The 20735-nt window shown below is 73.1% G+C and carries 23 protein-coding genes and 1 riboswitch; of the genes, 8 read left to right on the forward strand and 15 right to left on the reverse strand.

The window, feature by feature from the left end; translation table 11 throughout:
• Window positions 1–36: 36 nt before the first annotated feature.
• Window positions 37–561 carry a CarD family transcriptional regulator gene (locus AA0005_RS11595; protein ID WP_413450327.1) on the reverse strand — a complete coding sequence of 175 codons (525 nt, stop codon included), beginning with the start codon at window positions 559–561 and terminating at the stop codon, window positions 37–39.
• A gap of 252 nt (window positions 562–813) precedes the next feature.
• Window positions 814–1989, reverse strand: coding sequence for an RtcB family protein (locus AA0005_RS11600; RefSeq protein ID WP_413450328.1), 1176 nt, complete (start codon window positions 1987–1989; stop codon window positions 814–816).
• 55 nt (window positions 1990–2044) lie between these two features.
• Between AA0005_RS11600 and mug the strand changes: the two genes are divergently transcribed.
• Entirely contained in the window at window positions 2045–2617 is a 573-nt protein-coding gene (gene mug, locus AA0005_RS11605) for a G/U mismatch-specific DNA glycosylase (protein ID WP_413450329.1), read from the forward strand.
• Here mug and AA0005_RS11610 read toward each other — a convergent pair.
• Together AA0005_RS11610 and AA0005_RS11615 are read right to left on the reverse strand one after the other, a co-directional pair.
• On the reverse strand, window positions 2614–2784 hold the full coding sequence (locus AA0005_RS11610) for a DUF5302 domain-containing protein (RefSeq protein ID WP_413450330.1): 171 nt from the start codon (window positions 2782–2784) through the stop codon (window positions 2614–2616). The genes mug and AA0005_RS11610 overlap by 4 nt on opposite strands.
• Before the next feature lie 82 nt (window positions 2785–2866).
• Window positions 2867–3982 carry a hypothetical protein gene (locus tag AA0005_RS11615; RefSeq protein ID WP_413450331.1) on the reverse strand — a complete coding sequence of 372 codons (1116 nt, stop codon included), beginning with the start codon at window positions 3980–3982 and terminating at the stop codon, window positions 2867–2869.
• Window positions 3983–4046: 64 nt separating this feature from the next.
• Here AA0005_RS11615 and AA0005_RS11620 point away from each other — a divergent pair, with 64 nt between their 5' ends.
• The 3 genes from AA0005_RS11620 to AA0005_RS11630 all read left to right on the forward strand — a co-directional run bounded on the left by AA0005_RS11620 (window position 4047) and on the right by AA0005_RS11630 (window position 5229).
• A complete protein-coding gene (locus AA0005_RS11620; RefSeq protein ID WP_413450332.1) occupies window positions 4047–4388 on the forward strand; it encodes a DMT family transporter in 342 nt (113 codons plus the stop codon).
• Entirely contained in the window at window positions 4388–4705 is a 318-nt protein-coding gene (locus AA0005_RS11625) for a DMT family transporter (protein ID WP_413450333.1), read from the forward strand. Before AA0005_RS11620 ends, AA0005_RS11625 begins: the two co-directional genes overlap by 1 nt.
• Window positions 4706–4818: 113 nt before the next feature.
• Complete coding sequence (locus tag AA0005_RS11630; protein ID WP_413450334.1) at window positions 4819–5229, forward strand: PPOX class F420-dependent oxidoreductase; 411 nt, start codon at window positions 4819–4821, stop codon at window positions 5227–5229.
• 151 nt (window positions 5230–5380) lie between these two features.
• Here AA0005_RS11630 and gcvH read toward each other — a convergent pair whose 3' ends face one another.
• Genes gcvH through gcvP form a run of 3 tightly spaced genes read right to left on the reverse strand, consistent with a single transcriptional unit; the run spans window position 5381 to window position 9732 of the window.
• The gene (gcvH, locus tag AA0005_RS11635) at window positions 5381–5764 is read right to left on the reverse strand and encodes a glycine cleavage system protein GcvH (protein WP_413450335.1); all 384 of its coding nucleotides are present in this window, start codon (window positions 5762–5764) and stop codon (window positions 5381–5383) included.
• Between the two features lie 21 nt (window positions 5765–5785).
• Window positions 5786–6898 (reverse strand): glycine cleavage system aminomethyltransferase GcvT, encoded by a 1113-nt coding sequence (gene gcvT / locus AA0005_RS11640; protein WP_413450336.1) that lies wholly within the window; start codon window positions 6896–6898, stop codon window positions 5786–5788.
• A complete protein-coding gene (gcvP, locus tag AA0005_RS11645) occupies window positions 6898–9732 on the reverse strand; it encodes an aminomethyl-transferring glycine dehydrogenase (RefSeq protein WP_413450337.1) in 2835 nt (944 codons plus the stop codon). Before gcvP ends, gcvT begins: the two co-directional genes overlap by 1 nt.
• A gap of 125 nt (window positions 9733–9857) precedes the next feature.
• Window positions 9858–9948: riboswitch (glycine riboswitch) on the reverse strand.
• 110 nt (window positions 9949–10058) lie between these two features.
• Between gcvP and AA0005_RS11650 the strand changes: the two genes are divergently transcribed.
• Window positions 10059–10739 carry an HAD hydrolase-like protein gene (locus tag AA0005_RS11650; protein WP_413450338.1) on the forward strand — a complete coding sequence of 227 codons (681 nt, stop codon included), beginning with the start codon at window positions 10059–10061 and terminating at the stop codon, window positions 10737–10739.
• A 49-nt stretch (window positions 10740–10788) separates the two neighbouring features.
• Here the strand turns inward: AA0005_RS11650 and AA0005_RS11655 are convergent, their stop codons facing one another.
• Window positions 10789–11244 (reverse strand): DUF4282 domain-containing protein, encoded by a 456-nt coding sequence (locus AA0005_RS11655; protein ID WP_413450339.1) that lies wholly within the window; start codon window positions 11242–11244, stop codon window positions 10789–10791.
• Window positions 11245–11427: 183 nt separating this feature from the next.
• On the opposite strand from AA0005_RS11655, the gene AA0005_RS11660 reads away from it, so the two are divergent.
• From AA0005_RS11660 to AA0005_RS11670, 3 genes are read left to right on the forward strand one after another with little or no spacing between them, the layout of a single operon-like run.
• The gene (locus AA0005_RS11660; protein ID WP_413450340.1) at window positions 11428–11706 is read left to right on the forward strand and encodes a hypothetical protein; all 279 of its coding nucleotides are present in this window, start codon (window positions 11428–11430) and stop codon (window positions 11704–11706) included.
• A 16-nt stretch (window positions 11707–11722) separates the two neighbouring features.
• Window positions 11723–12565, forward strand: a complete 843-nt coding sequence (locus tag AA0005_RS11665) for an SDR family oxidoreductase (protein ID WP_413450341.1) — start codon at window positions 11723–11725, stop codon at window positions 12563–12565.
• 46 nt (window positions 12566–12611) lie between these two features.
• On the forward strand, window positions 12612–13673 hold the full coding sequence (locus AA0005_RS11670; protein WP_413450342.1) for an ATP-dependent DNA ligase: 1062 nt from the start codon (window positions 12612–12614) through the stop codon (window positions 13671–13673).
• Window positions 13674–13830: 157 nt separating this feature from the next.
• Here AA0005_RS11670 and AA0005_RS11675 read toward each other — a convergent pair whose 3' ends face one another.
• The 7 genes from AA0005_RS11675 to AA0005_RS11705 form a co-directional block, all read right to left on the reverse strand.
• Entirely contained in the window at window positions 13831–14268 is a 438-nt protein-coding gene (locus AA0005_RS11675; RefSeq protein ID WP_413450343.1) for a hypothetical protein, read from the reverse strand.
• A gap of 98 nt (window positions 14269–14366) precedes the next feature.
• On the reverse strand, window positions 14367–15425 hold the full coding sequence (gene ligD / locus AA0005_RS11680) for a non-homologous end-joining DNA ligase (RefSeq protein ID WP_413450344.1): 1059 nt from the start codon (window positions 15423–15425) through the stop codon (window positions 14367–14369).
• Window positions 15426–15480: 55 nt separating this feature from the next.
• On the reverse strand, window positions 15481–16665 hold the full coding sequence (locus tag AA0005_RS11685; RefSeq protein ID WP_413450345.1) for a Gfo/Idh/MocA family protein: 1185 nt from the start codon (window positions 16663–16665) through the stop codon (window positions 15481–15483).
• Window positions 16666–16679: 14 nt separating this feature from the next.
• Window positions 16680–17738, reverse strand: a complete 1059-nt coding sequence (locus AA0005_RS11690) for a Gfo/Idh/MocA family oxidoreductase (protein WP_413450346.1) — start codon at window positions 17736–17738, stop codon at window positions 16680–16682.
• Between the two features lies 1 nt (window position 17739).
• Complete coding sequence (locus tag AA0005_RS11695; protein ID WP_413450347.1) at window positions 17740–18747, reverse strand: sugar ABC transporter substrate-binding protein; 1008 nt, start codon at window positions 18745–18747, stop codon at window positions 17740–17742.
• Window positions 18744–19550, reverse strand: coding sequence for an ATP-binding cassette domain-containing protein (locus tag AA0005_RS11700; protein ID WP_413450348.1), 807 nt, complete (start codon window positions 19548–19550; stop codon window positions 18744–18746). The genes AA0005_RS11695 and AA0005_RS11700 overlap by 4 nt, the downstream gene beginning before the upstream one ends.
• Window positions 19547–20512, reverse strand: coding sequence for an ABC transporter permease (locus tag AA0005_RS11705; protein WP_413450349.1), 966 nt, complete (start codon window positions 20510–20512; stop codon window positions 19547–19549). The genes AA0005_RS11700 and AA0005_RS11705 overlap by 4 nt, the downstream gene beginning before the upstream one ends.
• Between the last annotated feature and the right edge of the window lie 223 nt (window positions 20513–20735).

The raw sequence follows: 20735 nt of genomic DNA on the forward strand, positions 1-20735 counted from the left end.
TAGGTGCCCGGGCGGCGGGCACCTACGCGGCGGGGCTCAGCTCGCGGTGGCGAGCTCCTGGTCGATGGTGGGGCGCACGCCCTCGAGGATCGCGGCGTCGACCATGGCGGCGACGTCGTCCTCGGTCATGGACAGGACGAGGGCGAGCTCGGTGACGAAGGGGCCGCTCGCGTCGCGCAGGAGCTTCATCTCGCCGAAGGCGAGGCGCTTCTCCTCGTTGCTGCGGGTGAGGTCGCGGATGAGGGCGGCGATGATGAGGATGTCGCCGGTGCGCAGGCGGTCGCCGTTGGCCTTGATGCGCCGCGACCAGACGGTCTCCTGCTCGGGGCTCGGCGCGAGGAGGACGTCGACGATCTCCTGGACGCCCGCGACGTCGACGGCGGGACGCACGCCCACCTCGGCGGCGCGGCCTTCCGGCATGGTCACCACGAGGTCGCTGTTGTGCACGTCCAGCTCCACGTAGCTGACCTTCTCCTTGCGGATGGTGCGCGTGGAGACCTTCTTGACCGTTGCCGGTCCGTGGTGAGGATGAACGACGACCTGACCAGTGGTGAAATTCAACGCGTGACCCTTCGCTAATGAGAGCGCCACACTCGGTGCCGGCGATTCGCCGACGACTGTCTCTCCCGCCCTACCGCTGATTCCCGACATCGCTCGGGCGGCACGAGGACACGGAGGAATTCGCCGCCACATCGAGTGGGAGCGCCCGACCTCCGCGAGCCAGCGCATAGCATCATCTCATATTTGGCAACAAGTTTCCAGCCCGTGGGCTGTACCACATTCACGCATTCCCGCAATGGCGGTCGGAGCGTTTCACTGGCCCTTGACGTTGACGAGCTGGCGCAGCACGTGGTCGACGGAGACGAGGTCGGCGGCGTCGGCCATGACGACGTCGACGTCCTTGTAGGCGTCGGGGATCTCGTCGATGAAGGCGGGCAGGTCGCGGTACTCGATCCCGGCCATCCGCCGTCGCAGGTCGGCCTGGGTGAAGGTGCGCCGGGCCTGGGTGCGGGAGTAGGCGCGGCCCGCGCCGTGCGGGGCCGAGCACAGCGACATCTCCTCCCCCTTGCCGGTGACGACGTAGGAGGCCGTGCCCATCGAGCCGGGGATGAGACCGCGGACGCCCTTGTGGGCGGCGATGGCGCCCTTGCGGGAGACGAGCCGACGGCCGCCTGCGTGCTCCTCGACGGCCGTGTAGTTGTGGTGGCAGTTGACGGCCTCGAGACGCTCGACGTCCTCGTCGAGGAAGCGGCCGAGCTCGTCGACGACGCGGTCCATCATGACCTCGCGGTTGAGGCGGGCGAACTCCTGCGCCCAGTGGAGGTGGGCGAGGTAGGCGTGGTACTCGGCGTCGTCGTCGGTGAGGTAGGCGAGGTTGCGGTCGGCGAGGTGGTCGCCGCGGCGGTCGGCGACCCGCTGCGCGGCGGTGATGAAGCGGCGGGCGATCTGGTTGCCCACACCGCGGCTGCCGGAGTGGAGGAAGGTCCACACGCGGCCCTCCTCGTCCGCGGTGACCTCGATGAAGTGGTTGCCGCCGCCGAGGGAGCCGAGCTGCACGCGCCAGTTCTTCGCGTAGGTCTCGGGGGTGACGTTCTCGTCCCGGGCGAGGCGCTCGAGCTCGGTCACGGCCTCCGGCGCCCGGCCCCACACCTTGCGGTTGTAGTTGCCGGGGCTGAGCGGGACGGCGCGCTCGATCGCCTCGCGCAGGACAGCGAGCGGGCGGCCGGCGCCGCGCAGCCGCTCGACGGTGAACTGGGTGCGCACGGCCACCATGCCGCAACCGATGTCCACACCGACGGCGGCGGGGATGACGGCCCCGACCGTGGGGATGACCGAGCCGACGGTCGCGCCCATGCCGACGTGCGCGTCGGGCATGAGGGCGACGTGCGGGTCGACGATGTCGAGCTCGGCCGTGAGGCGGGCCTGGGCCAGCGCCTGCGGGTCGATGATCGAGGCCCAGGAGTACAGCTTGTCCGTGATGCGCTCCATGCCAGCCACCATCGCAGGTCGGCGGCGGCCCGGCACGGGCACGTAGGGTCGGACCGTGCCCGCCGACCGTCGCCCCACGCGTGAGGAGCTGCTCGCCGCAGCCGACCGGACGCTGCCGCTGCTCGCGGTCCCGGGCCTGCGGGTACTCTTCTGCGGGATCAACCCGGGGCTGTACTCGGCGTGGTCGGGGCACCACTTCGCCCGGCCGGGCAACCGGTTCTGGCCCGCGCTGCACCGCTCGGGTTTCACCCCGCGGCAGCTGCACCCCTCGGAGCAGGAGGAGCTGCTGGAACTCGGGCTGGGCGTGACGAACGTCGTCGAGCGGGCCTCGGCGACGGCGGCGGAGCTGTCCCCCGCCGAGCTGCGCGCCGGCGGGGAGCGGCTGCGGGCCGACGTTGCGGAGCACCGCCCCGCGTGGCTCGCCGTGCTCGGCGTCACCGCCTTCCGCACGGCCTTCGACCGGCCCGCAGCCACCTACGGCGAGCAGGACCTGCTGCTCGGCGACACCCGGGTGTGGGTGCTGCCCAACCCCAGCGGGCTCAACGCGCACTTCACGCCGGCGCGCCTGGCGGAGGCCTTCGCCGAGCTGCGCCGCGCCGTCGAGGGGCGCGGCGCAGACCCGGTCTAGCCGGACTTGCGGCGGAAGGTGCGCTTGCCGCCGCCGTTCACCTGGCTGCCGTGCACCGCGCCGGTGTTCTGCCGCGCCTGGTTGGCCTGGTGCGCCCGCTGGTTCTTGCGCTCCAGGGCCTGACGCATCTTGTCCTTGGGCGTCTCGGGCGGGGTGGTGTCGGTCATGGTCCCTCCAGGTGCTCTCGTGGTCGGACTCGTGCGGTCAGCCTGCCCTGCGGCACGCGCGTTGGCCAGGCCTTTTGCGCCCTCAGTCCGTCAGCCCCGCGAGGTGCTGGCGGGCCTCCTCCACGGCCTGGCGGGCGGTCTCCGCCCGGGCCTCGGCATCCTCGCGCTCCTCGGCGGCCTGCGTCCGCTCCTCGTCCAGCTCGGCCAGCTGCTCCTCCAGCTCCGCCAGCTCACGGCGCAGCTCCTCGGTGCGCGCCGCCGCCCGCAGCACCTGGGCCTCGACGCGGGACAGCTCCTCGGCTGCGTCCTCGAGCTCGGCCCTGGCGTGCTCGGCCACCCGCTCCCGGGCGCGCAGCTCGCGCTCGGCGCGCCGCACCTCGCGGCCGGTGTCAGCCGGCGGTTCCTCGGACTCCTTGGCCTTCTCCTTGCGCTCGACGGCGCGCGGCCGGCGGCTGATCGCCCGACGGGGCCGGGACTCCTCCTGCTCGTCGGCCTCCTCCTCGCGCTCGGCGCGCGGCCGGCGGCTGATCGCCCGGCGGGGCGGCGCCTCCTCCTCGCTCTCGGCGCTGCGGGGTCGGCGGCTGATCGCCCGGCGGGACGGGCCGCCGTCGTCGTCCGCGGCGCTCTTGGACGAGGTGGCGCGCGGTGGGGCGGCCGGCTCGTCGTCGGGCGCCTCCGCGTCGACGACGCCGGGCAGAGCGAGCGCGTCCTCGAGCCCACCACCCGGCTCGAGCGGCCGGACGAGCAGGAGGCTGCGGACGGCGCGCTCGGCGGCGGTGTCGATGACGACGGCGGACCACGTCACCTCCACCTGCTCCCGCGCCGCGTCGGAGAGGACGACGCCGTGCTCCTCGGCCAGGCGGGCGGCCGTGCGGGTGGCTGCGCCGGCCAGCTCACGACGGCGCTTGCTCAGGGCGCGCAGCTCGGCCGGCTGGGCCGTCGCCTGGGCCACGCGCAGCTCGGCGCCGAGCTCGCCGAGTGCGTCGAGCTCCTCGGGGTGCTCCCGGGCGACGGCGCCCACGGCCCACGCAGCGGCGGACGCCTTGGGCAGCGCCTTGATGCTCGTCGCCAGCTCCCGGTCCCCCGCCTTGCGCACCTGCGCGGCGCGGGCGTTGCGGGCCGCGACGAACTCGGCCGGCGCGTGGGCGTAGAGCTCGCGCGCGGCGGCCACGAGGTCGGCGTCGGCGGTCTGGGGCACGGCCGTAGCCTGGCACGAACCGCTCCCGACCGCGCCCCTCCGCAGGCTCTGCAAGGATCGTCCGGTGACTTCCTGGCTCCTCCTCGCCGGCGCGATCGTGTGCGAGGTGAGCGGCTCGCTGTCCCTGCGTGCCGCCGTCGACGATCCCCGCTGGTACGTGCTCGTCGTCGTCGGCTACGTGTCGGCCTTCGTCTTCCTGGCCGCGGTGCTGCGCCGCGGGATGCCACTCGGCGTCGCCTACGGGATCTGGGGCGCCACCGGTGTGGTCCTCACCGCAGCGCTGTCCGCCGCGATCTTCGGCGAGCCGGTCACCCTCCTCATGGCCGCGGGGATGGCGCTCATCATCGGCGGCATCCTGCTCGTCGAGGTCGGCTCGCACCGGGCGACCGAGGAGGTGCAGGCCTGATGGGCTGGCTCTTCCTCACCGGCTCGATCCTCGCCGAGGTCACCGCCACGCTCTCGTTGCGCGCGAGCGTCGACGGACGGCGGGCCTGGCTCGCCGTCGTCGGCGTCGGGTACCTCGTCGCGTTCACGCTGCTGTCCCTCACCCTGCAGCAGGGCATCGGGATCGGTGTCGCCTACGGGATCTGGACGGCGGTCGGGGTGGCGCTCACCGCCGTCGGGAGCAAGGTGCTCTTCGGCGAGCCGCTCACCCGGATGATGGTCGCCGGGATCGTGCTCATCGCCGCCGGCGTCCTCCTCGTCGAGCTCGGCGCCCAGTAACCGGCCCCGTGCTCCCGCCGACAGCACACTTATCGCCGACAGTGCACTTAACGCCGTCAGCACCGATGTCCGGTTCACGCGCGTGGGCCACGGCGGCCGGGCCACCATGTCTCATGGACATCGACACGGCACTCACCTTCGTGCGCGAGAACCCGCGAGGCATCCTCGCTACCCGCCGCCGGAGCGGGGACGCGCAGCAGTCCCCCGTCCTCGCCGCGGTCGACGACGCCGGCCGCATCCTCGTCAGCACCCGTGAGACGGCGGTCAAGGTCCGCAACCTCCGGCGGACGCCACGGGCGTCGCTGTGCGTCATCACCGACCGGTTCTTCGGGCCGTGGGTGCAGCTGACCGGGCCGGTGGAGATCCTCTCCCTGCCCGAGGCGATGGACCTGCTCGTCGACTACTACCGCCGGATCTCCGGCGAGCACGAGGACTGGGACGAGTACCGCACCGCGATGGAACGCGAACGGCGCTGCGTCGTCGTCCTCGTGCCCGAGGAGGCCGGCCCGACGGTCAGCGGCTGAGCCCCTGACGGTAAGTGCACTGTCGGCGGTAAGTGTGCTGTCGGCGGTAAGTGCACTGTCGGCGGTAAGTGTGCTGTCGGCGGTAAGTGTGCTGTCGGCGGTAAGTGTGCTGTCGGCGGGAGGGGGTGGCCCGCTCGGGGCGGGCCACCCGTCAGGCGATGTCGGCGCCGGTGGTCTCGGCGTACTCCTCGGGCGAGAGGAGCTCGGCCTCCTCCGAGGCCTCGACGGCGAAGAGCCAGCCCTCCCCGAAGGGCTCGCGGTTGACGAGCGCCGGGTCCGCGACGGCCGCCTCGTTGACGGCGGTGACGGTGCCGGTGACGGGCGCGTAAAGGTCGGAGACCGACTTCGTCGACTCGACCTCCCCGCAGGTCTCCCCCGCCGTCACCTCGGCGCCGACCTCCGGCAGCTCGAGGTAGACGATGTCGCCGAGGGCGTCGGTCGCCACGGTGGTGATGCCCACGCGGACGGGCGAGACGGAGGCGTCCACCCACTCGTGCTCGGCGGTGTACTTGCGGTCGGGACGGATCGTGGCCATGGGGTTCTCCTCAGCGGTGGGTCAGGGACGACGGTAGAACGGACGCTCGACGACGGTGAAGGGTTCACGCCGCCCGCGCACGTCGGCGTCGAGCGCGGTGCCGACCTCCGCGGCGGCGCGGTCGACGACGGCGAGGGCGATCGGGTGCCCGAGCGTGGGGCTCGGCAGGCCGGAGGTGACGACGCCGACCTCCTGCTCCCCGAGCAGCACAGGGGTGCCCTGGCGGGCGGCGCGGCGGCCCTGCCCGGCGAGGCCGACGAGCACCCGCCGGCCCTGTTCCCCGGCCTCGTGCGCGTCGCGGATCCGCTCGAGCGCCGCGCGACCGACGAAGTCCGCGGTCTTGCGGCGCAGGCCGACGATGCCGCCGAGCCCGACGGCGAAGGGGTCGACGTCCAGGCCCAGCTCGTTGCCGTACAGCGGCAGCGCGGCCTCCAGGCGCAGCGAGTCCCGGGCGGCGAGCCCGGCAGGCACCAGTCCGGCCTCGGCGCCGGCCTCGAGCAGCGCGCGCCACAGGGCGACGGCGTGCTCCCCCGGCACGAGGATCTCGAAGCCGTCCTCCCCGGTGTACCCGGTGCGGGCGAGCAGCACCCGCTGCCCGGCCACGGTAGCCTCGCGGGCCGAGTAGTAACGCAGGTCCTCGACCGGCCCGTCCGCGAGCGCCGTGACGATCTCGACGGCGCGCGGCCCCTGGACGGCGACGAGCGCCGTCTCCTCGGTCGCGTCGGTGATCCGCGCGTCGAAGCCCGCCGCGCGCTCGCCCAGCTCGGCGAGGACGGGCGCGGTGTTCGCCGCGTTGGGCACGGTGAGGAACCGGTCCTCCCCCACCCGGTAGACGATGAGGTCGTCGACGATGCCGCCCTCGGGCGTGCACAGCAGCGTGTACTTCGCCCGGCCCACCTCGAGGGTGGAGATCGAGCCGACGACGGCGTGGTCGAGGAAGGCCCCGGCCCCCGGTCCGGCGACCCACACGGTGCCCATGTGGCTGAGGTCGAAGAGCCCGGCGGCCTGACGCACCGCCTGGTGCTCGGCCAGCTGCGAGCCGTAGTGCAGCGGCATCGTCCAGCCGGCGAAGCCGGTCATCGTCGCCCCCAGCGCCTCGTGCTCGGCGCGCAGGGCGGTCTCCTTCTCGCTCATCAGTCCTCCTCGAAGGCCTCGGGCGGCGGGCACGCGCACACGAGGTTGCGGTCCCCGTAGGCGTTGTCGATGCGGCTCACCGGTGGGAAGTACTTGTCCTGCCGCAGCCCCGGCACGGGGAAGGCGGCCTGCTCGCGCGGGTAGGGCCGATCCCAGGCGTCGGTGACGACGTCGGCGGCCGGGTGCGGGGCCCGGCGCACCGGGCTGTCGGCCAGCTCGAGCTCGCCGTCGAGGACCTGCTGGATCTCCCCGTGGATCGTCACCATCGCCTCGACGAAGCGGTCGAGCTCGGCGAGGTCCTCGCTCTCGGTGGGCTCGACCATGAGAGTGCCGGCCACCGGGAAGGACAGCGTGGGGGCGTGGAAGCCGAAGTCGACGAGCCGCTTGGCCACGTCCTCGGCCGTCACGCCCGAGCGCTTGGTCAGCTCGCGCAGGTCGAGGATGCACTCGTGCGCGACGAGCCCGTCCGCGCCCGTGTAGAGCACCGGGAAGTAGGGGTCCAGCGCCTTGGCGACGTAGTTCGCCGCCAGCAGCGCGCTGCGCGTGGCGGCCGCCAGGCCCTCGGCGCCCATGAGCGCGATGTAGGCCCAGGAGATGGGCAGCACCCCCGCGGACCCGTGACGGGTGGCGGACACGGGCACCGCGCCGTCGCCGTCGTCCCCTGCGGCGTCCCCGGGCAGGAAGGGGGCGAGGTGCTCGCGCACCGCGACCGGGCCGACGCCCGGACCGCCACCGCCGTGCGGGATGCAGAAGGTCTTGTGGAGGTTGAGGTGCGAGACGTCGCCGCCGAACTCCCCCGGCTGGGCGAGCCCGATCATCGCGTTGAGGTTCGCGCCGTCCACGTACACCTGCCCGCCGGCGGCGTGGACCGCCTCGCAGACTTCGCGCACCTCGGTGTCGAAGACGCCGTGGGTCGAGGGGTAGGTGAGCATGATCGCGGCGAGCCGGTCGCCGTGCTGCTCGATGCGGGCGTGGAGGTCGGCGGTGTCGATCGAGCCGTCGTCGGCGGTCTTCACGGTGACGACCTTCATCCCGGCCAGGACGGCGGAGGCGGCGTTGGTGCCGTGCGCGGAGGACGGGATGAGGCACACGGTGCGCTCGTCGTCGCCGCGGGAGCGGTGGTAGCCGCGGATCGCGAGCAGTCCGGCGAGCTCGCCCTGGGAACCGGCGTTGGGCTGGATGGAGACGCGGTCGTAGCCGGTGATCTCCGCGAGCCAGGTCTCGAGCTCCCCGATGAGCTCGCGCCAGCCCTCGGTCTGGTGGTCCGGGGCGAGCGGGTGGATGGTCGCGAAGCCGGGCCACAGCATCGCCTGCATCTCCGTGGCGGCGTTGAGCTTCATCGTGCACGAGCCGAGCGGGATCATCGTCCGGTCCAGCGCGAGGTCCCGGTCGGCCAGGCGGCGCAGGTAGCGCATCATCTGCGTCTCGGAGCGGTGGGCGTGGAAGGTCGGGTGAGTGAGGAACTCGCTCGTGCGCCGCAGCGCAGCGGGGAACTCGAAGCCGCCGTCGCCCGTCTCCCCGTCGTCGACCCCGAACGCGGCGAGGACGGCGGCGAGGTGCTCCGGCGTCGTCGTCTCGTCGCAGGAGACGCCGACGGTGTCCGCGTCCACGAGCCGCAGGTTGACCCCGGCCTTCTCCGCGTCGGCGACGACGACGGCGGCCCGCCCCGGCACACGGACGGTGACGGTGTCGAAGAACGCGTCGTGGACGACGTCGACCCCGCCGGCGGTGAGGCGCAGGGCCAGGGTGCGGGCGGCACCGTGGGCGTGGCGGGCGATCTCCCGCAGCCCCTCGGGCCCGTGGTAGACGGCGTACATGCCGGCGACGACGGCGAGCAGCGCCTGCGCGGTGCAGATGTTGCTCGTCGCCTTCTCCCGGCGGATGTGCTGCTCGCGCGGCTGGAGCGCCAGGCGCAGGGCGGGGCGGCCCTCGCTGTCCTTGGAGACGCCGACGAGCCGGCCGGGCAGCTGCCGCTCCAGGCCCTCGCGCACCGCCATGAACGCGGCGTGCGGGCCACCGAAGAAGAGCGGGACGCCGAAGCGCTGGGCCGAGCCGACGGCGACGTCGGCGCCCTGCTCCCCCGGCGGGGTGACGAGCGTGAGGGCGAGGAGGTCGGCCGCGACGGTGACGAGCGCGCCGCGCTCCTTCGCCTCGGCGATGAGGCCGGACTGGTCGCGCAGCCGACCGGACGTCCCGGGCTGCTGGAGGACCAGGCCGGTGACGCCGTCGGGCAGGTCGGGCAGGCCGCCGTCGAGGTCGGCGACGACGGCGGTGATCCCGACCGCCTCCGCGCGGGCGAGGACGACGGCGAGCGTCTGCGGGTGGAGCTCGTCGTCGAGGACGACGGTGGCAGCCTTCGACGCCTTGTTGGCCCGCTGCATGAGGAGGACGGCCTCGGCGACGGCGGTGGCCTCGTCGAGGAGGGAGGCGTTCGCGACGGGCAGGGCGGTGAGGTCGGCGACCGCCGTCTGGAAGTTGAGCAGCCCCTCGAGGCGGCCCTGGGAGATCTCCGGCTGGTACGGGGTGTAGGCGGTGTACCAGGCCGGGGACTCGAGGACATTGCGCTGGATGACGCTCGGGGTGTGGGTGCCGTAGTAGCCCTGGCCGATCATCTGGACGCGCTGGACGTTCCTCGCCGCGAGCTCACGCAGTCGCTCGAGGACCTGCGCCTCGGTGCGCGGGGCGGGCAGGTCCAGGGGCCGCTGCTGGCGGATCGAGGGCGGCACGGACTCGAGGAGCGGGCGCCAGTCGGCGTGCCCGAGCGACTCGAGCATCGCCGCGGTGTCGGCGGCGCGGGGGCCGATGTGGCGGTCGGCGAAGGACGGTGAGGTCATGGACACGGCTCCAGGGTGGCTGGGAAACGGGTCCTCCCCGCTCTGTCATGTGACCTGAGAGTTTTCGCGAGCCGGGGCTCGCCTGCACCGTCGGTGAGCGCTGACGCGCTGCTTTCCAGAGCTGCCTGATCGCGGCGGTACCGGGGCCTGAGAGATTAGCGGGAGGGCTTGCTCCTTCGGCGCCCGCACGGAGCGGGACTCTCCCGCCGCGGGTGGGCGGCGTATCAAGTTGTCCACGTCACAGTACCCGGCAACCCGGACACCGGTGACCACACCGGTCCGTGCGACCCTGGGAGGAGACCCGTTTCCCCGAGCAAGGACGACGATTGACGCACGCCCCCGCCCCCGTCTCCCTCGAGCCCATGCGGCCCACCGCCGTGCTCCTCGACCTCGACGGCACGATCAGCGACTCCGGCCCGGTCATCACCGCCTCGATCGCCGAGACCCTGGCCCACTTCGGCTACCCGGCCCAGACGCAGGAGGAGCTGCTGCGCTTCGTCGGGCCGCCGATCCGCGACGGCTTCCGCGCCTTCGTCGGTGTCCCGGAGGACCGGCTCGACGCCGTCGTCGCCGACTACCGTGACCGCTACAACGAGCGGATGCTCCAGGCGCCGGTGTTCCCCGGCATGGCAGACCTGGTCCGCGAGCTCCACGCCCGCGGCGTGCCGATCGCCCTGGCGACGTCCAAGCGGCAGTCGCTCGCGGTGCCGATCCTGCAGGACGCCGGCCTGGCCCAGTACTTCACCGTCATCCGCGGCGCCTCGGACGACGAGACGCGCGCCGCCAAGGCCGACATCGTCGAGGACGCCCTCGCCGGGCTGCGGGAGCATGACGTCGACGTGTCCCGTGCCGTCATGGTCGGGGACCGCCACCACGACGTCGACGGCGCGGGCGTGCACGGCCTGCCGACCGTCCTGGTCGGGTGGGGCTACGCGCGTCCCGGTGAGGAGGACGGCGCCCACGCCGTCGTCCACGAGGTTGCCGAGCTCGCGCGCCTGCTGTCCTGAGACGCGACTGCGCCCCGTGCCGGACGGCACGGGGCGCAGTTGTCGCGGGTCAGGAGCGCGGGACGCCCTGGCTGCGGTGGATGTCGTCGGACATCCGCACGAGCGCGAAGTAGAACTCGAACATCAGCCGCATGAAGGCGATGAAGATGAGAACGCCGATCGGCCCGAGCAGGAGCACGAGCACCCCGAAAGCCGGGTCCGCCGCGAAGCTGGCGAAGAGGAGGATGAGCCAGTACAGCACGGCGACACCGATGGTGAGGACGTACAGCCAGCTGACGAGCTTGGGCGTGATGAGGGTGTGGAACTTCCAGTCGAAGAGCGCAGCGAAGAAGTTCTTCGGCGACTGCCCGGCGGGAGCCTGCGGGGCGGACGGCGCGCCGTAGCCCCACTGCTGCTGCTCCTGCTGCTGTCCGGCCTGCGGGTAGGCCGGCGGCGGCGGCGGGACCTGCGGCTGGCCGGGCTGACCCTGCGGCGGCTGGTACGGGCTGGGAGGGGGCGTCGACACGTCAAACCCTTTCGGTTCTGGGGATCTGGCACGGCGAGGCTAGCGGAGGCCCCGCGCGGGGCCCCGGTCCCGCGCACCCACACCCTTGTGACCCTGCTCACCCCACCGGGTGCGCCGGTCCGCCGTCGTGCCTACCGTCGACCTGCGGGTCATGCCCGTGACCTGCGGGAAGGAGTGGGAGCAATGGCATCCGAGACGAGCACGACGACCGACCACGACGAGATCCGCCGCTGGGTCGAGGAGCACGACGGCAAGCCCGCGAGCGTGCGCGGCACCGAGGGCGGGGACACCGCCGGCGTCCTGCGGATCGACTTCCCCGGCGGCGCCGGCACCGACGACCTCGAGCACATCAGCTGGGAGGACTGGTTCGCCAAGTTCGAGGACCAGAAGCTCGCCTTCCTCTACCAGGAGCACAAGGCGAGCGGCGAGGACAGCACCTTCTTCAAGCTCGTCTCCCGCTGACCGGAGGACACGACTCATGAGCGAGAACACGACGACGGCGCAGCCCAACCCGCGTGAGGAGGGCGTCCAGCCGCGCCGGGTCATCGTCACGGGCGCCGACTCCGGCATCGGCAAGGCCTCCGCCGTCGCCCTGGCGGCACCGGGCCGGCACGTCGCCCTCACCTGGCACACCGACGAGGACGGCGCCGAGCGCACCGCCGAGGAGGTCCGCTCCCTCGGGGCGACGGCGCACGTACGCCGCCTCGACCTCACCGACCCGCAGAGCGGGACCGCCGTCGTCGACGAGCTCGCCGAGGTGATGGGCGGGCTCGACGCGCTCGTCATGTCCTCGGGCACCGGCAGCTCCGAGCTGCTGCTCGACATGGACTTCGCGACGTGGCGCGAGGTCGTGTCGGTGGACCTCGACGGCGCGTTCTGCTGCCTCCAGGCAGCGGCGCGGCACATGGTGGCCGGCGGCACCGGCGGGCGGATCGTGGCGATCACGAGCGTCCACGAGCACGCCCCACGCGTCGGTGCGGCACCGTACTGCGCGGCCAAGGGCGGGCTCGGGCTGCTCGTCAAGGTCGCCGCCCTGGAGCTGGCGGAGCACGGGATCACGGTCAACGCCGTCGCGCCCGGGGAGATCGCCACCCCGATGACCGGCCAGGAGGACGAGACGGTCATGGAGGGCAAGGAGCGCCCGGGCATCCCGGTCGCCCGGCCCGGCGACGCCCGCGAGATCGCCGCCGTCGTCGCCTTCCTGTGCGGGCCCGAGGCCGGCTACGTCAACGGCGCCTCGTGGACGGTGGACGGCGGCATGCTCCAGATGGGCCCGCAGGCGGGCTCACACCTGGAGAGCCACGACTGGCGCCGCCCGTAGCCGGATCCGGGGGCGCCGCCGCGGCCCGGCCACTAGCGTCTGCGGGATGGACCTCCCGCTGCTGCCGCCGGTCGCCCCCATGCTCGCGAAGTCCGTCAAGGACGTGTTCGAGGGCGAGTACCTCTACGAGCCCAAGTGGGACGGCTTCCGCGCGATCATCTTCAAGGACGGCGACGACGTCGAGATCGGCAGCCGCAACGAGAAGCCGATGACGCGGTACTTCCCCGAGCTCGTCGAGGCCCTGCGCGCCCAGCTGCCAGAGCGCTGCGTCGTCGACGGGGAGATCGTCATCGTCACCGGCGAGCGGCTCGACTTCGAGGCGCTGCTCCAGCGCATCCACCCCGCCGACTCGCGCGTGCGGCTGCTCGCCACGGAGACGCCGGCGTCCTTCGTCGCCTTCGACCTCCTCGCGCTCGGCGACGAGGACCTCACCGGCCTGCCGATGGCGCAGCGGCGCGAGCGGCTGGAGTCGGCGCTGGGCAGTGCGCAGGCGCCGGTCCACCTCACCCGCGCGACGACCGACACCGCCCTGGCCCGCGAGTGGCTCGACCTCTTCGAGGGCGCCGGGCTCGACGGCGTCGTGTCCAAGCCGCTCGACCTCACCTACCAGCCGAACAAGCGGCTCATGCTCAAGACGAAGCACGAGCGCACCGCCGACTGCGTGCTCGCCGGCTTCCGGTGGCACAAGAGCGGCGACGTCGTCGGCTCGCTCCTCCTCGGCCTGTACGACGACGGCGGCCGGCTCCAGCACGTGGGCGTCGCCTCCTCCTTCACGATGAAGCGGCGGGCCGAGCTCGTCGAGGAGCTCGAGCCGCTGCGCCTGGCCGAGGGCGAGGACCACCCGTGGGCCGACTGGCAGGATGCCTCCGCCCACGAGAGGAACCGGCTGCCCGGGGCGCAGAGCCGCTGGTCGGCCGGCAAGGACCTGTCCTTCGTGCCGCTGCGGCCGGAGCGGGTCCTCGAGGTGGCCTACGACCACATGGAGGGCACGCGCTTCCGCCACAGCGCCCAGTTCCGCCGCTGGCGGCCGGACCGGGAGCCGGGGTCCTGCGGCTACGAGCAGCTCGAGGAGCCGATGAGGTTCGACCTGGCGGACGTCCTGACCTAGCCGGGCCTCAGGCCGTCGGGCGCGTGTGCTGGAAATGGACCAGCAGGAAGTCTCTATCCAGCACGCGCCCGGGCGCTTCCGTGAGCGCTTCGTGCTGCCGCCCGCCCGTCCGGCAGGGCCGAACGCCCGGGTCCCGGCGTTCAGCCTTGTGCGGCGATCACGGTTCGAGGGGGACGACGTCGTAGCGCTCCGACTCGCTGACGTCGGCGACGACCTCGTTGGCGTAACTGAGCGCCTCGTCCGGGTCGTCGAAGGTCAACCACTCCTTCCGGACACGGTCGGAGGCCTCACCGGTGGCCTCGACGGCGTAGTGGACGTCCACGACCTCCCCGCCCTCGGCGATCGTGTACGCGTCCGTCACCCAGACGAACTCGCGATCGCTCTCGCCGGCGAGACGCTCCGCGGCGTCCCGCCGGGCTTCGCTCGGGGTGACCTCCCCGGCCGGGATGACGTCCCCGACGTCGTAAGGACCCGTGGAAGGAGCGTTGGCGATCTCGGACGCCATGTCTCCGGGCTCGGCCGTCGTCCCGTCGGTGGAACACCCGGCCAGCGCGAGAAGGACGAGTGCTCCGGCGGCCACTCGGGCGGTGCGCATCACTGACCCCCATCGTCGATCGTGCAGCGTGCCACAGCATTGCGACTGTCTGCAGGCTAACAAGGGGCACTGCCGGGAGTCGGGACTATGAGCGGTCCTCAGTCGGTCTTCCTCGCGCGCGACGGCTGCACCCGGGCCGGCTCGCCGGGCATCTTGGGGTACTCCGGCGGGTAGGGCAGGTCGCTGTGCCCCTCGGCCTCCTGCTTCGCGTACAGCTCGAGGAGCGGCGTGAGGTCGTGGGCGACGTCGTCGATCTCGGCGTGCAGGTCGCCCAGCTCGGCGAAGCGGGCGGGCATGGTGCGCACGGTGAGGTCGCGGGGGTCGACGTCGGGCAGCTCGTCCCAGGTGACCGGAGCCGAAACCGGGGCGTGGGCGATCGGGCGGATGCTGTAGGCGCTGGCGATCGTGCGGTCGCGGGCGTTCTGGTTGTAGTCGACGAAGATCGTCTCCCCGCGCTCCTCCTTCCACCAGTTCGTCGTCACCTTGCCCGGCATGCGCCGCTCGAGCTCGCGGCCGAAGGCGATGGCCGCGTGGCGCACCTGGGTGAAGTCCCACTGCGGCTCGATGCGCACGTAGATGTGCACGCCCCGGTTGCCGGACGTCTTCGGGAAGCCGCGCCAGCCGAGCTCGGCGAGGTACTCGCGCGCGACGGCCGCCACCTCGACGGCGTCGGCGAAGTCGGTGCCGGGCTGCGGGTCGAGGTCGATGCGCAGCTCGTCGGGGTGGTCGACGTCGTCGCGGCGCACCGGCCACGGGTGGAAGGTGATCGTCCCGAGGTTGGCGGCCCAGGCGACGGCAGCGAGCTCGGTGGGGCACAGCTCGTCGGCGGTGCGGCCGCTGGGGAAGGCGATCTCGACCGTCTCGATCCAGTCCGGCACGCCCTTGGCGGGCACGCGCTTCTGGTAGAACGCGTCCCCGTGCGGGTCACTGCGGGTGGCCCGCTTCATGTCCGGCAGCACGCCCTTGGGCCAGCGCTCCAGGGTGACCGGCCGCTCGCGCAGCGCCCGCAGGATCCCGTCCCCGACGGCGAGGTAGTAGTCGACGACCTCACGCTTGGTGATCCCCGGCTCGGGGAAGATCACCCGGTCCGAGCTCGTGATTCGCACGGGCCGGCCGGCCACGTCGATCTCGACGGCGGGGCTCTTCGTCGGTGCCATGGCCAGACGCTACCGGTCCCGGCTCTCACCGCCCACCGTTCCGCCGGCTGCGCTGTCAGCGGTCGAACGTCGTCCCGGCCACGTGCGGGACCTGGTGCCACCCGCCGTCGGCGGCCGAGGCGACGACGGCCTCCCCCACCGCCGCGGCTGACCACCCGTCCGACACGGACGGTGCGCGCTGCTCGCCGGTGAGCACGGACTCGAGGAACAGCGCCGCCTCGATGACCTTGAGGTCGTCGAAGCCCATGCTGGTGCCGGCGCCCGGCTGGAAGCGGGCGAACTCCCCGTGCTCAGGGCCGGCCATGACGGTGCGGTAGCCGCCCTGCTCGTCGGCAACCTGGAGCTCGTTGAGCCGCTCGAAGCTCCACCGCACCGAGCCCCGCGTGCCGTACACCTCGACGACGTACTCGGCGCGCGGTCCGTGCGCGACGCGGCTCGCCTCGATGGTCCCGACAGCGCCGGACTCGAGGTGCAGCAGCGCGGCGGCGTGGTCCTCGTTCTCCACCGGGCCGCGCTCCTCGCCCACCTCGTGGCCGCCGTGCCCCACCCCGAGCCGGACCGGGATCGGGCGCTCGGCGATGACGGTGCTCGTCGTCGCCGTCACCGCGGTGACGCGGCCGGCCAGGTACTGGACGAGGTCCGCGCCGTGGGAGAGCAGGTCTCCCACGACGCCGGAGCCCGCCAGCGCGCGCTCGTAGCGCCAGGTGAGCGGGGCGTCCGAGGAGGCGGCGTAGTCGGCGAGCAGCCACGCCCGCACGTTGGTGACCCGGCCGAGCTTCCCGGAGCGGATGAGCTCGCGCGCGTGGGCGATCGCCGGAGCGTGGCGGTAGTTGAAGCCGACGGCGGTGACCAGGCCGCGTTCGGTCGCCGCCCGGGCGATGGCCTCGCTGTCCGCGGCGCCGACCCCCATCGGCTTCTCGATCCAGAAGTGCTTGCCGGCAGCCGCGGTCGCCACCGCGATCTCGCGGTGGAGGTGGTTGGGGGCGCAGATGGAGACGACGTCGACGTCCGGGCGGGCGAGCACCTCGCGCCAGTCCGCGGTCGCCTCGGCGAAGCCGAGATGGTCGACGGCGGCCTGCCGGGTGTGCTCGTGCGGGTCGGCGGCGACGAGGAGGCGCGGGGCGACGCGCAGCTCCGGGTAGCGCTCGGGCACGCCGCGGTAGCTGCGGGCGTGCAGCCGCCCCATCCAGCCCAGCCCGATGACGCCGATGCCGACGGTCCGGCGCTCGGGCGGACGCACCGCGCCACCGGCACTCACACCCCGGGCCCGCCCTCGCCGGAGAATCCGGCTGCCGGCGAAGGAAGGGAGGCGGGAGGGGGCGCGGGAGCGGGCGAAGGCGTGGGGGCGGGGGACTCGCTCGGGACGGGGACGCGGCGGCCGAGGTGCAGGGACTCGATGCCGGCGGCGGCGACGACGCCGGCCAGGTGGCCGTCCTCCGCGGACGCACCCGTCGCTCCCCCGCGGCTCGCCGCGGCGACCCAGGCGCACAGCTCGGCCCGGTAGGCCTCGGCGAAGCGCACCCGGAAGTCCGCCGGGACCGCGACACCGCTGCGGCCGTTGCGTGCGAGACCGAGCCGCGCCGGCGGGCACAGGCTCAGCGCCCCCTGGGTGCCCACGACCTCGCAGCGCACGTCGTAGCCGTACTGCGCGCTGAGGAACACCTCGACGGTCGCCAGCACCCGTCCCCCGCCGAGCTCGACGACGGCCAGCTGCGGCTCGCGCAGCCCCTCGGCGCGCGGGGAGCGCACCTCGATGCCGGTCACCGGGAGCCCGACGAGCCACGGGAGGATGTCGAGTTCGTGGATCATCGAGTTGCCCACGACCCCGTCGGTCGTCGCCTGCGGGTGCGGGGCGGCGTTGCGGTGGACGCAGTGGACGAGCACCGGGTCCCCGACCAGGCCCCCGAGCACGGCCTCGCGCAGCTCGAGGTACCCGGGGTCGAAGCGGCGCATGAAGCCCACGGTGACCAGGCGCCGGCCGGCGGCCTCCTCCGCCGCGAGGACCGCGGCCGTCTCCGCCACGCTCACGCCCAGCGGCTTCTCGCACAGCACCGGCTTGCCGGCCGCGAGGCACGCGAGGGTGAGCGGGGCGTGCGTGTGGTCCGGGGAGGCGATGACGACGGCGTCGACGTCGGCGATGAGCTCCTCGGCGCTGCCCGCCACCCGCGCCCCGACCGACGTCGCCACCTCCTGCGCGCGGTGAGTGGCGGCGTCGTGCACTGCAACCACTCGCGCGTCCGGGACGTGCTCGCTCAGGGCGGCGACGTGGTCGGCGCCCATCGCGCCCAGGCCGATCACTCCGACGTCGAGCACGTCACCCGTCCTCGGCGACGTCCTCGTCGGCCGCCTGCTCCTCGAGCTGGCTGCCGTACTCCTCGGCGTTCTCGGGCGTGACGACGGTGACGCCGGTATCGACGCGCTCCTCGATCGTCCCGCCCTCGAGCAGCTCGACCGCCAGCTCCACGCTCGTGCGGCCCATCTCGTAAGAGTTCTGCGCGATGCTCGCGTCGAGCTCCCCGGCGAGCATGGAGTCGACGGCGTCGCTCGTGCCGTCCACGCCGATGACGAGGATGTCCTCGAGGTCGACGCCGGCCGACTTGATCGCCTCCATCGCCCCGAGGGCCATGTCGTCGTTGGCGGCGAAGACGATCGAGACGTCGGGGTTGGACTGGAGGATGTCGGCCATGACCGAGCGGCCCTCCGCGCGGTCGGAGTTCGCCGCGAGGTCCGCGACGACCTCGATGTCGCTGCCCTCGAGCGTCTCCAGCGCGCCGTCGATCCGGGAGTCGGTCGAGGGGTTGCCGGGTACGCCGCGGATGACGGCGATCGAGCCGGTGTCGGTCTGCTCGAGGATGAACTCCCCCGCGGTGACGCCGGCCTGGTAGTTGTCGGTCCCGACGAAGGTCTCCTTGCCGTCCCAGCCCTCGATGTCGGTGTCGACGAGGAGGACGGGGATGTCGGCGGCCACGGCCTGCTCGAGGATGGGCTGCAGCTGCTCGGCCTGCGTGGGGGCGACGACGAGCGCGTCGACCTGCTGGGTGATCGCGGCGCGGACCTTGTCGATCTGCTCCTGCACCTGCGTCTCGGCGGTGGCGCCGGCGAGGGTGACCTCGACCCCGGCCGCCTCCCCGCCGTCCTCCACGCCGCCGGCCACCTGGAGCCAGAAGGGCGAGGACAGCGTCTTGAGGACGACGGCGACGGTGTACTCCCCCTCGCCGTTGCCTCCGTCGCCGGTCCCGCCGCCGTCGTCCCCGCCGCAGGCGGCGAGGAGGAGAGCGCCGGTGAGGGCTGCCGCGCCGAGCGCGGGTCGGGTGAGCCTCATGGCTGGTGTCCCTTCTTCCCGGCGCCCTCGGTGGCGCCGACGATCATCGCGACCATGTCCTGCGCCGTCTCCGGGGAGGGGCGCGTGCTGCCGACGACGCGGCCCTGCCGCATGACGACGGCGTTGTCGCACACCTGGACGACGTGGTCCATGTTGTGCGAGATGAGGATGATGGAGATCCCGTGCTCCTGCGGCAGGCGCCGGATCGTGTCGAGCACGTTGCGGGTCTCGCGCACCCCGAGCGCCGCCGTCGGCTCGTCGAGGATGAGCACCCGCCGGGCGAAGGCGACGGCCCGCGCGACGGCGATCGCCTGCCGCTGCCCGCCGGACATGAGGCCGACCTGCCCCCTGAGGTCGGGCAGGTGGACCTGGAGGCTGGTGAGGCGCTCCTCGACGTCGCGGCGCATCGCCTTGCGGTCCAGCCAGCCCAGCCCGCGCCAGCCGCGGGGCTTGGTCAGCTCGTGACCGACGTAGAGGTTGGTGGCGACGTCGAGGTTGTCGAAGAGCGCGAGGTCCTGGTAGACCGCCTCGATCCCGTGGCCGCGGGCGCCGGTGGGGCTGGTGACGGCGACCTTCTCGCCGTCGAGGTAGATTTCGCCCTCGTCGAGCTGGTGCACGCCGGTGATCGCCTTGATGAGCGTCGACTTGCCGGCGCCGTTGTCGCCGAGCAGGCCGAGCACCTCACCGCGGTGGACGGCGAGGTCGACGCCCGCGAGCGCCGTCACCGCGCCGAAGCGCTTGACGGCGCCCCGCACCTCGAGGACCGGCACGGTGCCGGGAGCCGTGTCCGCCGTCGTCGTCATGCGCCCGCCTCCGACTCCTCGGTGCGGACCACTCTCAGGCGCGTCTCGAGCCGGGAGCGGACGACGTCGAGCTCGACGGCGATGACGACGGCGGTGCCCAGGGCCACGTACTGCCAGCTGCTCTGGACGTTCATGAGGTTGAGGCCGTTCTGGATGACGCCGAGGATGAGCGCGCCGACGAGGGTGCCGACGACGGTGCCGCGACCGCCGAAGAAGCTCGCCCCGCCGATGATGACGGCGGCGATCGCCGACAGCTCCATGAGGTTGCCGGCCGTGGGGTAGGCCGAGTTCGTCTGCCCGGAGACGACGATCGCGGCGGTGCCGGCGAACATGCCGCTGAGCACGTAGACCGACACGAGGACCTTGTCGACGGGCACGCCGACGCGGCGGGCGGCCTCCCGGTTGCCGCCGATGGCGTAGATCCACTGGCCCCACGTGATGCGGCGCAGCAGGACGTAGACGAGGAGCGCGAGGACGGCGACGAGGACGACGGCGTAGGGCACGTAGCCGATGCGGCCCGAGCCGATGAGGTTGACCGACTCGGGCATCCCGGTGATCGGCTGCCCGTCGCTGACGATGAGCGCGACGCCCCGCGCGACCATGAGCATCGCGAGGGTGGGCAGGAAGGGGTGGGGCAGCTTGCCCTTGACGAAGAGGGTGCCGTTGATCCCGCCCGCGAGGCCGCCGGCGAGGATCATCGTCGGGATGACGAGCCAGCCCGAGACGAGCTCGAGCTCGCGGATCCACAACGCCCCGATGATGCTGGACGCCGCGATGACCGAGCCCTGGGACAGGTCGATGCCCGCGGTGACGATGACGAGGAGCTGGCCCAGGGCGAGGATCGCGACGACGGAGGCCTCGAGGCCGACGTTGCCGAGGTTGACCGGGGAGAGGAACAGCGGGTTGAGCGCGGCGAGCACCGCCATGATGATGACGAGCAGGAGGACCGGTCCGAGTCGCACGACCGTGAGCGCGGCGTGCAGGCCCCTGCTCTGCGGGCCGGGGCGACCTGAGGCAGGTCCCCCGGGCGGCGCGGCTTCGCGGTCAGCAACGGCCGTCATCGGCTGTTCCCCTCGTCCGGTCGACACGTGGGCCGGGCCCACCCGTCCCCGCCCAGTCTGGTGGGCACGGACAGAGCGTGTCAAGGATTGTCCTGACATTCCGACAACTCGACGTCGCGGGTCA

Source organism: Georgenia phoenicis (genome assembly GCF_047302425.1).
In the GTDB taxonomy this organism is placed as follows: domain Bacteria; phylum Actinomycetota; class Actinomycetes; order Actinomycetales; family Actinomycetaceae; genus Oceanitalea.